This is a genomic window from Vibrio sp. S234-5 (genome assembly GCF_000960595.1).
In the GTDB taxonomy this organism is placed as follows: domain Bacteria; phylum Pseudomonadota; class Gammaproteobacteria; order Enterobacterales; family Vibrionaceae; genus Vibrio.
On the sequence record NZ_JZAM01000384.1, the window covers coordinates 113,136 to 127,686 of the forward strand.

At 49.9% G+C, this 14,551-nt stretch carries 15 protein-coding genes; 10 read left to right on the forward strand and 5 right to left on the reverse strand.

The window, feature by feature from the left end; translation table 11 throughout:
* Positions 1 to 245: 245 nt before the first annotated feature.
* On the reverse strand, positions 246 to 386 hold the full coding sequence (locus tag UF06_RS27015) for a hypothetical protein (RefSeq protein ID WP_171816774.1): 141 nt from the start codon (positions 384 to 386) through the stop codon (positions 246 to 248).
* A 955-nt stretch (positions 387 to 1,341) separates the two neighbouring features.
* Between UF06_RS27015 and UF06_RS22120 the strand changes: the two genes are divergently transcribed.
* From UF06_RS22120 to UF06_RS22130, 3 genes are read left to right on the forward strand one after another with little or no spacing between them, the layout of a single operon-like run.
* Positions 1,342 to 1,632, forward strand: coding sequence for a helix-turn-helix transcriptional regulator (locus tag UF06_RS22120; RefSeq protein ID WP_045572395.1), 291 nt, complete (start codon positions 1,342 to 1,344; stop codon positions 1,630 to 1,632).
* Positions 1,622 to 2,971 carry a type II toxin-antitoxin system HipA family toxin gene (locus UF06_RS22125; protein ID WP_045572396.1) on the forward strand — a complete coding sequence of 450 codons (1,350 nt, stop codon included), beginning with the start codon at positions 1,622 to 1,624 and terminating at the stop codon, positions 2,969 to 2,971. Before UF06_RS22120 ends, UF06_RS22125 begins: the two co-directional genes overlap by 11 nt.
* Before the next feature lie 48 nt (positions 2,972 to 3,019).
* Positions 3,020 to 4,138, forward strand: a complete 1,119-nt coding sequence (locus tag UF06_RS22130) for a hypothetical protein (protein WP_045572397.1) — start codon at positions 3,020 to 3,022, stop codon at positions 4,136 to 4,138.
* 224 nt (positions 4,139 to 4,362) lie between these two features.
* On the opposite strand, the gene UF06_RS22135 is transcribed toward UF06_RS22130, so the two are convergent.
* Complete coding sequence (locus UF06_RS22135; RefSeq protein ID WP_045572412.1) at positions 4,363 to 5,229, reverse strand: YicC/YloC family endoribonuclease; 867 nt, start codon at positions 5,227 to 5,229, stop codon at positions 4,363 to 4,365.
* A gap of 181 nt (positions 5,230 to 5,410) precedes the next feature.
* On the opposite strand from UF06_RS22135, the gene rph reads away from it, so the two are divergent.
* The gene (gene rph, locus UF06_RS22140; protein WP_045572398.1) at positions 5,411 to 6,139 is read left to right on the forward strand and encodes a ribonuclease PH; all 729 of its coding nucleotides are present in this window, start codon (positions 5,411 to 5,413) and stop codon (positions 6,137 to 6,139) included.
* Between the two features lie 207 nt (positions 6,140 to 6,346).
* The gene (gene pyrE, locus UF06_RS22145; protein ID WP_039422753.1) at positions 6,347 to 6,988 is read left to right on the forward strand and encodes an orotate phosphoribosyltransferase; all 642 of its coding nucleotides are present in this window, start codon (positions 6,347 to 6,349) and stop codon (positions 6,986 to 6,988) included.
* A gap of 311 nt (positions 6,989 to 7,299) precedes the next feature.
* Here the strand turns inward: pyrE and UF06_RS22150 are convergent, their stop codons facing one another.
* From UF06_RS22150 to coaBC, 3 genes are all read right to left on the reverse strand, one after another.
* Complete coding sequence (locus UF06_RS22150; RefSeq protein WP_045572399.1) at positions 7,300 to 8,238, reverse strand: Kdo(2)-lipid IV(A) acyltransferase; 939 nt, start codon at positions 8,236 to 8,238, stop codon at positions 7,300 to 7,302.
* Positions 8,239 to 8,241: 3 nt separating this feature from the next.
* Positions 8,242 to 8,832, reverse strand: a complete 591-nt coding sequence (gene slmA / locus UF06_RS22155; RefSeq protein ID WP_039422755.1) for a nucleoid occlusion factor SlmA — start codon at positions 8,830 to 8,832, stop codon at positions 8,242 to 8,244.
* Positions 8,833 to 8,973: 141 nt separating this feature from the next.
* On the reverse strand, positions 8,974 to 10,179 hold the full coding sequence (gene coaBC / locus UF06_RS22160) for a bifunctional phosphopantothenoylcysteine decarboxylase/phosphopantothenate--cysteine ligase CoaBC (protein ID WP_045572400.1): 1,206 nt from the start codon (positions 10,177 to 10,179) through the stop codon (positions 8,974 to 8,976).
* A 238-nt stretch (positions 10,180 to 10,417) separates the two neighbouring features.
* Here coaBC and UF06_RS22165 point away from each other — a divergent pair, with 238 nt between their 5' ends.
* From UF06_RS22165 to UF06_RS22185, 5 genes are all read left to right on the forward strand, one after another.
* On the forward strand, positions 10,418 to 12,097 hold the full coding sequence (locus tag UF06_RS22165) for a methyl-accepting chemotaxis protein (protein ID WP_045572401.1): 1,680 nt from the start codon (positions 10,418 to 10,420) through the stop codon (positions 12,095 to 12,097).
* 113 nt (positions 12,098 to 12,210) lie between these two features.
* Complete coding sequence (radC, locus tag UF06_RS22170) at positions 12,211 to 12,885, forward strand: DNA repair protein RadC (protein ID WP_045572402.1); 675 nt, start codon at positions 12,211 to 12,213, stop codon at positions 12,883 to 12,885.
* 311 nt (positions 12,886 to 13,196) lie between these two features.
* Positions 13,197 to 13,433, forward strand: coding sequence for a 50S ribosomal protein L28 (rpmB, locus tag UF06_RS22175; protein ID WP_045572403.1), 237 nt, complete (start codon positions 13,197 to 13,199; stop codon positions 13,431 to 13,433).
* Between the two features lie 15 nt (positions 13,434 to 13,448).
* Positions 13,449 to 13,619: a 50S ribosomal protein L33 gene (gene rpmG / locus UF06_RS22180; protein ID WP_039422766.1), complete on the forward strand. Its 171-nt coding sequence runs from the start codon at positions 13,449 to 13,451 to the stop codon at positions 13,617 to 13,619.
* Positions 13,620 to 13,796: 177 nt separating this feature from the next.
* On the forward strand, positions 13,797 to 14,279 hold the full coding sequence (locus UF06_RS22185) for a hypothetical protein (protein ID WP_045572404.1): 483 nt from the start codon (positions 13,797 to 13,799) through the stop codon (positions 14,277 to 14,279).
* Positions 14,280 to 14,551: the final 272 nt, after the last annotated feature.

Consider the following 14,551-nt stretch of genomic DNA (forward strand, 5'->3'; position numbering starts at 1 on the left):
TGGAGAAATAGCGCAGGGTGATGAGTTTGATGGAAAGCGATAACTATACAGTAACCAAGGCTCAAGCCGCAGTATTATCTTGGCTTTCATTTTGGGAATCAGAGCTGGCTCAGAGATTGGTCACTATCTCAAATCCGTATTTTCTAGCCAAGGGCATGAAATCGCCGGAAAACTCCTGCCCTTGGGATTGATCATGGCAGAAGTTTTCTGAGGCAAATGCCTAATGGAATATCCCTGTTAAGCCATCAAAGCAGGTCTAAGTGAAAGGTGGCATTTAACGCATAGCCATCTATTTCACCATCGTCGATATTGTCGCGCGTGTAACTGGCTCCGATAGAGAAGTAGTCGCTGATGAAGTCGTCAAAGCCAACGCCAACGCCAAACATCGCATCGGTACCGTCTTCGCTAGAGGTTCGCCTCAGCCTATTAGGCCCAATCCAGAAGGTAAGGCCGTCAGATTTAGAGCGAGTGATGTTCGTCGCTGGATGGCTGAGCTTTTATATCGTCAATATTTGGTGAAGCCGATGGTAAGCTTCGGAATGTTTTTCTGGGTTCATTTTGGCCAGCTTTTGCATTTTCCACCGAACAGCAGGCAACTGGTTGATTCCTGAAAGAAAGCGCCAAAAGAGACCTGTCGGGGGGCACGATTTTTGAGAGACAGTAAAAATGATCGCTCTTTAGGCGTCAAAGACGAGTTTATCAGCCTTACCAGCTGTTCGTAAGTTGCCTAAAGTTCTGTTTGGGGAATGTCCTGATCGGGATCGCTCTGAGCTTAGTAAAGAACTCAACGACTTCGGTTCTGGTCATAGGATCGTTCGCAGCTTGTTCCTCCCCACCTGCATCTTTGGGTCGAAAAGGGCTTGCAGGGTTGAATTGAGTAACATCGAGCTTGATGCCATGATCAAAAATGCGTTAGAGCATACGTATTACATCGTTAGATATGATTTGTAATGGATGTTATGAGTGCTACTTTTTCATAACATAATGATTTTGTGTCCATGCGTGGCCACTGGTGAAGGTTACTCTATGTTTTGGAACTGCTCATTAAACAGTGGACTAGACCCTAGCAAACTCAACGAGTTATCTAAAATAAACCGCTCAAAGATGCCTGTTTGCCCACCACTTGCTTATGGCTTTTAATAAATCTTAGTGGTGCTTCTTGGCTATGACTACGGAAAAACAGTGCCGTTTTTATGCTGCTGTTAGGCTTTAAAAATAGCAGTTTAGAAAGGCTTTATCGAGTAATTTTTCAACATTTCATCCAGAAATGGATACAATAATGTCCATTTTATGTTTTATTTCGCTATAATGGATATAACTGTATCCATTTGGTCTTTGCGGATGAATTTTACCTTACTTGATGATACCGATGTAAGCCAAGCCTATGCGTCTTATTTGCGTGAGTTACGAAAGCAGGCAAAGCTGTCACGCGCAGCACTGGCAGAGCGAAGCTGCGTACCTGCGGCCACCATTAAGAAATTTGAGCTGACCGGGCAAATTTCATTTCGCCAATTGTTGTTGCTTTGGCAGACCCTCGACTCACTTGAGCGGTTATACGAGCTCACGCAGCCTAACAAAGAGCGTGCCGCTCTGCCCACTAGCATTGATGAGGTGCTAAAAGATGAGTTTTAAACCCATTCAAAAACTCAGCGTAACCCGCACGTTAAGCTCAGGTGAGCAGGTTGCAGTTGGGGTCTTAGCGCAGAATCGGCAAGGTGTTTTTTTCCAGTATGCTGACGACTATTTGCAGCAGTTTGGCAATTTATCACCTTTTATCTTGCAAGCGAGCACACAAGTTCAAGCCGCACCTAAAGCGCCACATCAAGGTGTACATGGCGTATTTGTAGATTGTTTGCCCGATGGCTGGGGCATGCTGTTGCAAGATCGTATTTTCCGTCAAAAGGGCATTTTGCCAAATCAATTAACGGCGATGGATAGACTGGCCTTTGTCGGTGATAAAGGCATGGGAGCGCTGTCTTTTTCTCCGGTGTCTGAGTTTTCAGCCACCACGCACGCTGACATTGATTTAGCTATTTTAGGCTTAGAAGCGCAAACGCTGTTCGATTCTTCAATGTCAGATTATATGGATGATAATCACGATGAGTTAGATGGACATACTCAGCAGGTGTTGGCCGCATTAGTCGCCGGAGGTAGTTCGGGTGGGGCAAGGCCCAAGGCGCAGATTTATATGCCTGCGGGAGAAGCTCAGCATTGTCGAACCTTTGCTCAGCCTGGTGATGAAGCTTGGCTGATCAAGTTTACCTCGAAAAATCTCGCGCTCGGGCATGAAGAAGGTTTGTGTGAGGCAGTCTATTTACAAATGGCTGAGCAAGCCAAGTGCCAACTGCCCCACTGGCAACTCATTGAAGCCCGGCATACTAGCGGTGCGTCTGCCTGGTTGGCGCTTAAGCGTTTTGATTATGTCACGGAGCAGACCAATTTAAGCGGCAATCGCAGTTCAGGTCGCCTGCATATGCACAGCGCTTGCGGGCTACTGGATAAAGACTTTCGAACGCCAAGTTTAGATTACATTGATTTAATTAAAGCCAGCCGTCAGTTGTGTAAATCTCCAGCGGCTGGGCAGCTGCAATTTCGCCGAGCCATGTTTAACTTGCTATCGTCTAACCAAGACGACCACAGTAAAAACTGGGCGTTTTTGCAAGCGGATGACGGTCAATGGGATCCTGCCCCTTTTTACGATGTTACCTACAGCCCACATCCATTTAACGAACACGCCACTGCGTTCGGCGGTTATGGCAAAGCGCCACCGCTTAAGGTGATGCAAAAACTAGCGACCAGCGCTGGCTATGGGAGTTGGCATGATGCAAAGCAAGTTATTGAAGAAGTCGCAGAAGCCATCAGCCAATTTACTCACCTTGCACGGCAGCAAGGGATCAGTAAAACAACAGTGTCTGCGATTGCTAAGACATTGGATCTGCGAAAACAGGAAAATGCAGCGCTGTTTCAATGAAACTAAAACAAGCTTTTCAATTCACAACAAATAAATAGCAAGGTCATCGTGAGCGAATATCAATACTATAAATTCGAGCGTCTGGACGGTTTTTTAGATGCCAAAGAGCGCCAAGCACTCAGAGCCATTTCAAGCCGTGCCGAGATCAGCGCTACGTCCTTTCAGGTGTATTACACCTACAGTGACCTAAAGGCGGAGCCTTCTGAGCTGATGTTAAAATACTTCGATATCGGTTTTTACTATGCCGATTGGGGCTCAATTTATACTTACATCAAGCTACCAGCTGGAACGCTTCCAGATGCGTTACTTGGCTTTTCAAGCGATGGGCTTTATGTGCATCAAAGCGATGAGTGGCAGTTGCTGTTTTTTTCCATCGAGGAGTACTACGAATATTTTGATGATGAACATGCTGACGACTTTTTCCAGCATTTATCTGCTTTACGCAATGGGTTAATGCAAGGGGATTGGCGCCTAGTTTACTTCATGTGGCTCAAAGCGTTTGATTGTAATGACGAAGTTGAACGAGTGCCGTTGATTCAATTCGATTTTGAGCACCTCAGTGAAGAGGTGCAGGCGTTTGCTGCGCTGTATGATACTCCTTTAGCCTTGGTTAAGGCTCTCGCCATGGTGCTGAACGAACAACCCAGTCACCAAGCCAAACAAACCCAATTTCAGTTTGATACGTGGCTCCATAATCTCTCGCAAGTAGAGAAAGACACGCTTTTACGCACGCTGTTTGAGCAAGGCCAGCTAACTCGTCACCAAGCCTTAGCGCTGACGCGAAAAGAACCTGCCGACACAGACGAGATCTATCAATACTGGTTAACCCCCGACCTGATTTCTCCTTTCCTTGAGCAAGCGCAAAGCCAATTACAGCGAGAGCAAGCCGCAGCGCTCGCAAAGAAAATAGCCCTCGAAAAAGCAGAAAAAGAAAAAGTATTGACGGATATTTACAACCAGCGTGAGCACTACTGGCAGCAATCACAAGAGCAAGCGGATCGAACTTGCGCCAGTGGTTACGATGCGGCATCACGCTATCTGCATCAGCTGTTTGAGGCCTATCAGTTCAAAGCGGATGAAGCGGCGTTTGAACAACGCTTTCAGCGCTTTTTTGTGGCGAATAATAGCCGCAAAGCACTGTTAAATCGCTTGAGTGATTTGCTTTAAACGATGGGGTTATAGACAGGTAAAATGCTGTGAGCAAAAAATATGATTAAGCATTTATTGGCTGAAAGGATGTATGCCCACCCCTTAAACAGCAACTGGTAACGGACATCTGCAAACCGATTTGGAAGGGAAAAATAAAAAAGCCCTGTATTTACAAGGCTCTTCAAAAAGTAATACAGGGCTTCTAAGACATTCTTAGACGGATAGCTTTCTACCCAAGAACCTTATTCGATGTTCTGGATCTGCTCGCGCATTTGCTCAATCAGAACCTTCAGCTCGACGCCAGAGGCGGTGATGTCGGTGGCGATCGATTTTGATGCCAGCGTGTTCGATTCGCGGTTAAACTCTTGCATCATGAAATCGAGTTTGCGGCCGCACGCTCCGCCTTTTTTCAGCACATTGCGTGCTTCTTTGACGTGGGAATCGAGGCGATCCAGCTCTTCCGCCACGTCCGATTTCTGTGCGAGGAGGATCAGCTCTTGCTCTACGCGGGTCGCGTCCAGCTCGATCTTCGCTTCTTCAAACTTGCCCAGCAGACGCTCGCGTTGCCATTGCAAAATCTCTGGCATGCGCGCGCGCACCTTAACCACTTCTGCGCTGATCGCTTCAAGACGTTGCTCAATCAGCGCTTTCATGTTGTCGCCTTCACGCCCGCGTGATTCGATAAACTCCGCCAGCGCCTCATCAAAGGCCGCGAGTAACGCTTTGTTGATGGTGTCCATATCTTGCTCTGGTGTCTCCATCACGCCGGGCCATTGCATCACTTGGAAAGGGTTGATGCGGCTTAATTCTCCGGTCATGTGCATCACTTGCTCGGCGGCTTTGATCACTTGGTTGGCCAGCGCTTCATTGATCTTGAGCTCGCTTTTGGCCGCGGGATTGGCCTCAAAGCGCAAATTGCATTCTACTTTGCCGCGCGCTAAGCGCTGACGGAAGCGATCGCGCAGCAGCGGTTCTAAGCCACGAAATTGCTCTGGGAGACGAAAATAGGTTTCCAAATAGCGTTGGTTGACGCTACGGATTTCCCACACGGCGGTGCCCCAGTCGCTTTTGACCTCTTTGCGGGCGTAGCCTGTCATACTGTAAATCATCGAATTTTCCTGTTCTTTATCTGTGAAAATAACGCCCTGCAATAGTAACACACAATCGCCTGGCTCGTGGCTCACGATAGAGTGCGGCGTTCGAGAACTCAGCGTTCTCCCTAGGATCTTGGCTGGCTTTCCGTTATAATCCTGCCCCAATCTTACTCATCCCCCAGAAAAGGATTCATCCATGCGTCCAAATGATCGCGCGGCAGACCAGGTGCGCCCAATTAAAATCACTCGTCAATACACCGCCTATGCAGAAGGTTCTGTCTTGGTTGAGTTTGGTAATACCAAGGTGTTGTGCAATGCGACCGTGGAAGAATCGGTTCCTCGTTGGCTAAAAGGCCAGGGTAAAGGGTGGGTGACCGCGGAATATGGCATGTTGCCACGCGCGACGCATTCACGTACTCGCCGTGAAGCGACCAACGGCAAGCAAGGCGGCCGTACTATGGAAATTCAACGTTTGATCGCCCGCAGCTTACGTGCGGTGGTGGATCTGGAAGTCATGGGCGAGTTTATGATCACGGTTGACTGTGATGTGATTCAGGCCGATGGCGGCACGCGCACGGCGTCGATTTCTGGCGCGAGCGTGGCACTGGCCGATGCGTTCCAACATCTGCTGGACAGCGGCAAGCTGAAAAAGAACCCGATGAAAGGCCATGTGGCAGCCGTTTCGGTCGGTATTCTCGGTGACGACGTGCTTTGCGATCTCGAATATGTCGAAGACTCAGCCGCCGACACTGACATGAACGTGGTGATGACCGAAGAAGGCAAGATGATTGAAATTCAAGGCACAGCAGAAGGCGAACCGTTTAGCCATGAACAGTTGCTGGCGCTACTGGAGTCGGCCAAAAAAGGCATCAGTGAGATCGTCGCCGCACAGAAAGCCGCATTAGCGGAATGCTTTAGTCAGTAGCTCCCATTAAGGGGGCTATTTTTTTATCTGGGAAAAGCAGGAGCAAGGACCTAGGTACTAGGAAGAGCAGGCTCTAGGTCCTAGGGAAGAGCAGATCCTAGGAAGAGCTAAGAACTAGCACCTAATAACCTAGTCCCTAGCAACCTAGAACCTAGTAAACTAGCAACCTATTAACCTATTAACCTATTAAACATCGAGAGAGTATTCATGAAAGCATACCAGCGTGAGTTTATTGAATTTGCCCTAGAGAAACAGGTCCTTAAGTTTGGTGAGTTTACCTTAAAATCAGGTCGTAAAAGTCCTTACTTTTTTAACGCTGGTCTTTTCAATACTGGCCGTGATTTGGCGCGACTAGGCCGTTTTTATGCCGCTGCACTGGCAGATTCTGGTATTGAGTTTGATGTGCTATTTGGCCCTGCTTACAAAGGCATTCCTATCGCCACCACGACCGCAGTGGCCTTGGCAGATCACCACGATATCGATACGCCTTACTGCTTTAACCGCAAAGAAGCCAAAGATCACGGCGAAGGCGGCAACTTAGTCGGCTCCGCGCTGGAAGGGCGCATTATGCTGGTGGATGATGTGATTACCGCAGGCACGGCGATTCGCGAGTCGATGGAAATTATTCAGGCCAACGGCGCCGATTTGGCTGGGGTGTTGGTGGCGATTGACCGTCAGGAAAAGGGCAAAGGCGAACTCTCTGCGATTCAAGAAGTGGAGCGTGATTTCGGCTGCGCGGTGATCTCGATTGTCAGCCTGTCGGATTTGATCACTTACCTAGAAGAGAAAGGTGATGCGACTGAGCACCTCGCCGCGGTTAAAGCGTACCGTGAGCAGTTTGGTGTTTAAGAGTAGGGACTAGGGAAGAGCAGGTTCTAGGGAAGAGCAGGGACTAGGTACGAGGAAGGGCAGGTTCTAGGGAAGAGCAGGGACTAGGTACGAGGAAGGGCAGGCTCTAGGAAAAGCAAAACCTAGAAACCTAGAGCCTAGAAACCTAGAGTCTAGTAACCTAGAACCTAGAACCTAGAACCTAGAACCTAGAACCTAGAACCTAGAACCTAGAAACCTAGAACCTAGCCCCTAGAACCTAGAACCTAGAACCTAGAACCTAGAACCTAGAAACCTAGAACCTAGCCCCCTAGTCCCTAACCCCTAACTATCTATTTATAACGAATGCCGCGTGGCTGGCTTGGGTCAGTCATGCTCTTATAGCGTTTGTGCAGCCACATCCATTGATCTAATCCACGCAAGATCACTTTTTCAATCGCCTGATTCATCACTGTCGCGGCACCAACGGCGTCTTTGCGCGGGAACTGGGCACTGATGTCTTCATCCACTTCTAACGTGTAGGTTTCCCCTTGGCGAAAACTGGAAGCGGTGATCACGGCGCATTTACTCGCATCCACCAGCACACCAGTTCCGGCCGTGGTGCAGGCGTCTGGCACGGCGAAAAAGGGCACAAACACCGCATTGTTGTTGCCATAATCGTGATCGGGCAAATACCACAAGCGGCCACCAGAACGCAGAATTTTCAGCATCCCCTTCACGTCTTTTCTATCGACCATCTGGTTGCCAAAACGTGTGCGTCCCCAAGTCTGTATAAAGTCATAGGCGGGGTTGTCATGAGGACGATAAACGCCATAACCCGGCGCGAACAGAGCAAAGGCACGCGCGGTGATCTCAAGGTTGAGCGCGTGCGTGCAGACCAGCAGCACCCCTTTTTTTTGCTCCTCGAGTGCGAGTAAGTGCTCAATGTTCCGAAAGGCAATGTGACGTTTGATACGCCAATTGGGCCAAAACCAAGCGATGCCCGTTTCAAACAGCGCCAAACCGACATTTTTGAAGTTCTCAACCACGATCTGCTCTCTTTGCTGAGCGTCCATCTGCGGGAAAGCTAGTTCGAGATTGCGCTTGGCCACATGCACGCGGCTTTTGGCAAAGCGCATGGCAAAGCGTCCGAGCGCTCGCCCTAAGCGCAGTTGCACTTTGTAAGGAACAATGGTGACGACGAGCGCCAGCGCAGCGCAGCCAAACCACACCGGCCAATATTTGGGGTGCAGCAGTGAAAGTGAGAAGGTTGGAGGGGTTTGTAGTGCCATAACTTATTGTATTTGTGCACTGAGCAGTGCCCAGTATTCTTCAAAATTTTCAGTGGGTTGATAGCGAAAGTCGGAGCGAACAAAGCGGTTCAAACTGCCTTCCACCTGGCCCAGTAATTGCGCCGCCAAGATTTTTTCTTCAACCGGGAAGGATTTGCCTTCGCGCAATTTACGCTCACGTAGAATCTGACGCAGTTGGGTTTCGATACGTTCAAACAGTTGGTTGATGCGATCGCGTAAGCGCTCGTTTTCAAACATCAGTGCATGGCCGGAGAGAATGCGAGTCAATCCTGGGTTACGCTCAGAAAAAGCCAAGATGAGATGAATCACCAAGCGAATGCGCTCCAGCGTATCTTTTTCCTCATCCAAAATTCGGTTGATGCGTGACATCAGCGCCTCTTCAATGAACTCGATCAAACCTTCGAACATGCGGGCTTTACTGGGGAAATGGCGATAAAGCGCGGCTTCTGAAACGCCGACCTGCTGCGCCAGTTTCGCCGTGGTAATGCGTGAAGCGCCCTCCGTGGACTCCAGCATCTGAGCCAGCGCCTGGAGGATCTCTTCGCGGCGGTTTGATTTTTTACTGCCAGCCATTGATTAACTTCCTTTTGAATAGACTTTTTCGTCAGCGAGTATATCAGTATGCCAAGTACAAGACAGTAGTTATTGAGCAGGTTTTGTGAGACATAAAGGCAAAAAGCTGTACGCGCGCGCCTGCTCAACCACTGTCATACACTATTTATCCATCAGCAGACGGATTTGATCGAGGATCTCGACGCTCAGCGACGCTTTGCTGCTCAGTGGCAAGGCTCTCTCGCCCTCTGGCCAGTAGAGTGTGATGGCGTTGTTGCTGCTGTTGAAACCTTGGCCTTCGACCGAAACGTCATTGGCGCACAACATGTCGAGCTTTTTCTTTTCTAGCTTACGCCGTGCATAGGTCTCCACATCGTGGGTTTCTGCCGCAAAGCCCACGGTGAAGGGGCGGTTTTCTACCATCGCCGAGACGCAGGCAACGATGTCGGGGTTTTTCACCATGGTAATGGTCATTTCGTCGCTGTCGTCGGTTTTCTTCAACTTCTGCTCAGCCACGCTGGCTGGACGATAGTCGGCCACCGCCGCGCAGCTAATAAAAATGTCATGGCTGGCCGCTTGAGCCATCACCACGTCATACATCTCTTGCGCACTGTCGACATGGATACGGTTGACGTTGACTGGCGTGGAGAGCGAAACCGGCCCGCTGACGAGGGTCACGTTTGCCCCCAGTTGCATGGCCGCTTGCGCCAAAGCAAAGCCCATTTTGCCTGAGCTGTGGTTGGTGATATAGCGCACCGGGTCAATCGCTTCGCGGGTTGGGCCGGCGGTGATCAAAATCGACGTGTCTTGCAAAGGTTTGGGCTGGAAAAACTGCTCGCAAAGTTCCACCAGTTGCATCGGCTCCAGCATACGGCCTGGGCCTACATCGCCACAGGCTTGTTCGCCTGCCGCAGGGCCCCAAATGTGCATGCCACGGCGCAGCAGCGTCGCCATGTTCTCTTGCGTGGCGACATTGCGATACATCTGTTGGTTCATAGCGGGAGAAACCGCCACTGGTGCGTCGGTGGCCAGCACCAGCGTGGTGAGCAGGTCGTTACCCATGCCAGCGGCTATGCGGGCGATCAAATCGGCGGTGGCTGGCGCAAGTAGCACCAGATCGGCCCATTTTGCCAGCTCGATATGACCCATGGACGCTTCTGCCGCCGGGTCGAGTAAGCTGTCAGAGACCGGGCGACCAGAGACGGCTTGCATGGTGAGCGGCGTGATAAACTCTTTGGCCGCTTTGGTCATCACCACCTGTACTTCAGCGCCTCGCTCTTTGAGGCGACGTGTTAAATCCGCGCATTTATAGGCGGCAATTCCACCACTGATGCCCAGTAGTATTTTTTTTCCTGCCAATGTTTGCATCTTGTTGTTCTCCCAAAATTCTGCCGCCGATAGTAACACAACTTGCCGCGGCTCGTTACTGGATGAGCTGGTTTGCGCCGAAGGTGCGCGAGTGGGCAATCACAGAAGTGAAGCTGTATCAAAAGGCCAGTCAATAATGAGGGCGGATTAGGCAAATTTATGCGCAGCTCACAGACAAGGCATTTTTTCTCTGCAAGATATGGCAAAAATAAAAACCATAACAATCATTGGGATACTTATGTCACTAGCTATGAAAAGTCGCAATAAACTGCTATTGCTCACCTTAATACCTTTGGTACTCATCTCGGCCATGATCACCGCCGTCTTTTATATTAACAACCAACAAAGCCTTGAAGTTGAGCTGAAAAACTACCGAAACGAGCTGATTGAGACGCGAAAAAGCGAGTTAAAAGCCTATTTGATGATGGGGATGACGGCCATCAAACCGCTGTATGACAGTGATGTGGATGGCAGCCACCAACAGCAGGCAAAGCAGATCCTCAAAGCGATGCGCTTTGACAGCGATGGCTACTTCTTTGCCTACGATTCCAAAGGGGTGAATACCTTACATGCGATCAAACCGGATCTGGAGGGGAAAAATCTCTACGGGATGAAAGACCAAAATGGCGTGGCGGTGATTGCTGGCCTGATTGACGCCGCAAAAAAGGGCGATGGCTTTCTCTATTTCTCTTGGCACAAACCGACCATTAACGCCCAAGCGCCCAAGCTCGGTTATGCGGAATATCTGCCGAAATGGGATTGGGTGCTGGGTACTGGGATCTACATCGACGATATTGACCGACAAGTGAATCAATACCGCGAGCAGAGCATTGCCAAGCTCAAGGCGCATACGCTGTCGGCGGTCGGTTTCTCTCTGATTGGCTTATTGCTCGCCTGTGTGGCGATCAGCGTGCTGGTGACACGTGGCATTCAACCTTTGTTGCACATTAGCCAATCCTTAAAAGCGGTGGCCGCTGGTGGCGGCGATCTCACCGCGCGTTTGCAAGTCGAGAGCCAAGATGAAGTGGGCGAAGTGGCGCACGCGTTTAATCAGTTTATGGACAAGCTGCATCCGATGATGGTCGAGATCCGTGCTAGCGCTCAAGTGGTGCAGGAAGCCGCCAGTGGTCTGGATGCACACACAGCAACGGCGAGTTCGCAGATGCAAAGCCACTGCAGCGAAACCGACAAGGTGGTGACCGCGGTGACGGAGATGAGCGCCACCGCCAAAGAAGTGGCGAGCAACACCCATGCGACGGCGCAGGCGATTGATTCGGCCAACGTGCAAATTTCCGAGGCACAGCTGGAAGTCAACCATGCCATTGAGGGGATTGGCAAACTGGTGGATGAGGTGAACACCACCTCAGAGGCCATTTCTCAATTGAGCAAACAGACCGATCAGATCACCAAAGTGCTGCAAGTGATTGGCGAGATTGCCGAGCAGACCAACCTTCTGGCGCTGAACGCGGCGATTGAAGCGGCGCGCGCTGGAGAGCAAGGGCGTGGCTTTGCTGTGGTGGCGGATGAGGTTCGCTCGCTGGCCAGTCGCACGCAAAACAGCACGCTGGAAATTGGTGACATGCTGAAACAGCTGCAAAGTGGCGTGGCCCGTGCGGTAAGCACCATGTCGGTCAGCCAAGAGCGAGGTGAGCAGACGGCGCTTGAATCGGTGCAAATCAAAAATTCGCTGGCGGGCATCCAAACTGCGGTGGGGACGATCCGCGATATGGGTATTCAAACCGCCTCAGCGGCCGAGCAGCAAAGCGCGGTTGCAGAAGAGATCAATCAAAATCTGGTGGCGATTGCGCAAATCGTCAACGATCTCAATCGCAACTTGCAAGAGTCGGAGACGATCAGTACCCAGCTCAGCAGTTCCGGGCGCGAGATGCATGCTCTGGTCGGACACTTTAAGCTCTGATAAACCGCTCAGTTACATAAAGTTATTGAGCGGATAGAAAAGCGCCATCAAGCATCTAGACATACGTCGCGCTCTCAGGTCAATTGGCTTATCTCTCCCAAACGAGCGCCTTGATGAGTCTGAAAAACCTACCGAGTGAATCCATGCCCCGGGAGAAGCTGCTCTCCCGTGGCCCGCAATCCTTATCTGATGCCGAGCTGTTGGCGATCTTCCTGCGCACTGGCACGCAAGGGATGAACGTGATTGAACTGGCCGATTTCCTACTGCGTGATTTTGGGTCGCTGCGCAAGCTCTTTTCAGCGAACCAGCAAGAGTTTTGTCGCCACAAAGGGCTGGGGGAAGCCAAGTATGTGCAGCTACAGGCGGTGATTGAGATGACGCAGCGCTACTTAGCCGAAACCTTGCAACGCGGCGAAGCGCTAACCAGCCCCCATCACACCAAACTCTATCTTTCCTCAATATTACGTGACCGACAGCGCGAAGCTTTTTACTTGCTGTTTCTCGACAACCAACATCGGGTAATTAAAGACGAGGTGATGTTTGAAGGCACCATTGATTCTGCGTCTGTCTATCCGCGTGAAGTGGTCAAACGTGCCCTTTACCACAATGCCGCAGCGGTGATTTTGGCGCACAACCACCCATCCGGTGTGGCCGAGCCAAGCCAAGCGGACCGACGGATAACCCAGCGCCTGAGTGATGCCTTGGCACTGGTGGATATTCGTGTGCTGGATCACTTTGTGGTGGGGGATGGCGAGGTGGTTTCATTTGCCGAACGAGGGTGGCTATGAGTGTGAATTTTATCCCGTATTGACAGGCAAACTTTTTTGTTGTTCATAAGTGAGTTTCTGCTACAATCCACGCCACTAAAATTTTTAACTTACATTCAGCTTGGACTACTTGAAAGCGTGCTGTCTAAAAAAAGATCACGAAAACCTGTAAAAAGGATCTGTTCGGGTCTTGAGCAATGCATGGCAAGTTAGTATAATGCGCGACCTTTGATAGCCTTGTATGGATATGCCATAACGGTTTTTAACCTCTAATTGATGAGGTTCGGCCACCAAGGTTGATATCGAGCTGAAACGATTTGGAGAAGACATTCATGTCCCGAGTATGCCAAGTAACTGGTAAGCGTCCTGCAGTTGGTAACAACCGCTCACACGCACGAAATGCTACTAAGCGTCGTTTTCTGCCGAACCTACAAACTCATCGTTTCTGGGTAGAGAGCGAAAAACGTTTTGTTAAACTACGTCTGACCGCAAAAGGTATGCGCATCATCGATAAGAAAGGTATCGATGTTGTACTAACTGAGATGCGTGCACGCGGCGAAAACGTTTAATAAGAGGAATTAGCAATGGCTAAGAAAGGCATTCGTGAGAAAATTCGTCTAGTATCAACTGCAGATACTGGTCACTTCTACACAACTGACAAAAACAAGCGCAACATGCCAGGCAAATTCGAGATCAAAAAATTTGATCCAGTAGTTCGCAAGCACGTTGTATACAAAGAAGCGAAAATCAAGTAATTGGTTTCATCTCTTTGAAGATTATAGAAAACCCAGCTTTTTAGCTGGGTTTTTTATTGTTATTTTTTAGAACCCAGAACCCAGAACCCAGAACCCAGAACCCAGAACCCAGAAACCAGTACCTCGCTTTTCCCTTGGTTGGTATACTTTGCACAGTTATCACTCAGGACTCAAATCATGCGCGTATCCCCCTCACGTCGTCGTCGCTGGAATAATATTCTGATCGCCGGGATCACCTTTTTCATTGTGATCATTAATGCGCCTGCCTTGATCAAAACCTATCTGCTGGATGATCCCGTGGCCCAGAGTCAATACCCGAGCTTGCTCAATCCAAATGAAACCTTGGTGGCCTTCTATCTCTCTGATTGGGCTTTAGAGCAACACGGGGACGATTGGCAGTCGAATCAAACCTTATCCGTCGAAGCCGCTGCACTGGTCAATCGCTGGCGCGATTTAAAAGGCACACGTCTTGATGACGCGACGGTCGATAAACTGTCTGCCCAGCTACGCAGCCCTGAAACTATCGAAGTATGGTACCAAGACCAAGAAGAGCCGCAGCGCATCACCTTCTACCGTTTAAGCGATTTCTGGCTGTTTAAAAACTGGCAGGATCAATGGATTGCCATCTCAGTCTCTCCCGAGTACCTGATGCCGCAATAACATTCGGTTGAAGAGCCAGCGACGAGTTGGCTCGCTCTTTAGGTTTATTTCTTTACCTCGTAACCTCGTGCCTCGTTTTTGCCTTTACCTCATCTCCGCTTTTCCTTAACCTAGCACCTAGCACCTAGCACCTAGCACCTAGCACCTAGAGCACCATATAGTTTAAATTTTAAGCAGCTAAACCCATCGCTATATGCAAGTTGGTAATGACTGCCGTTCTGTTTAAATCATATTCATTTAGCCGCAAGCCTCGGTACCTTGCTCTAGGACCT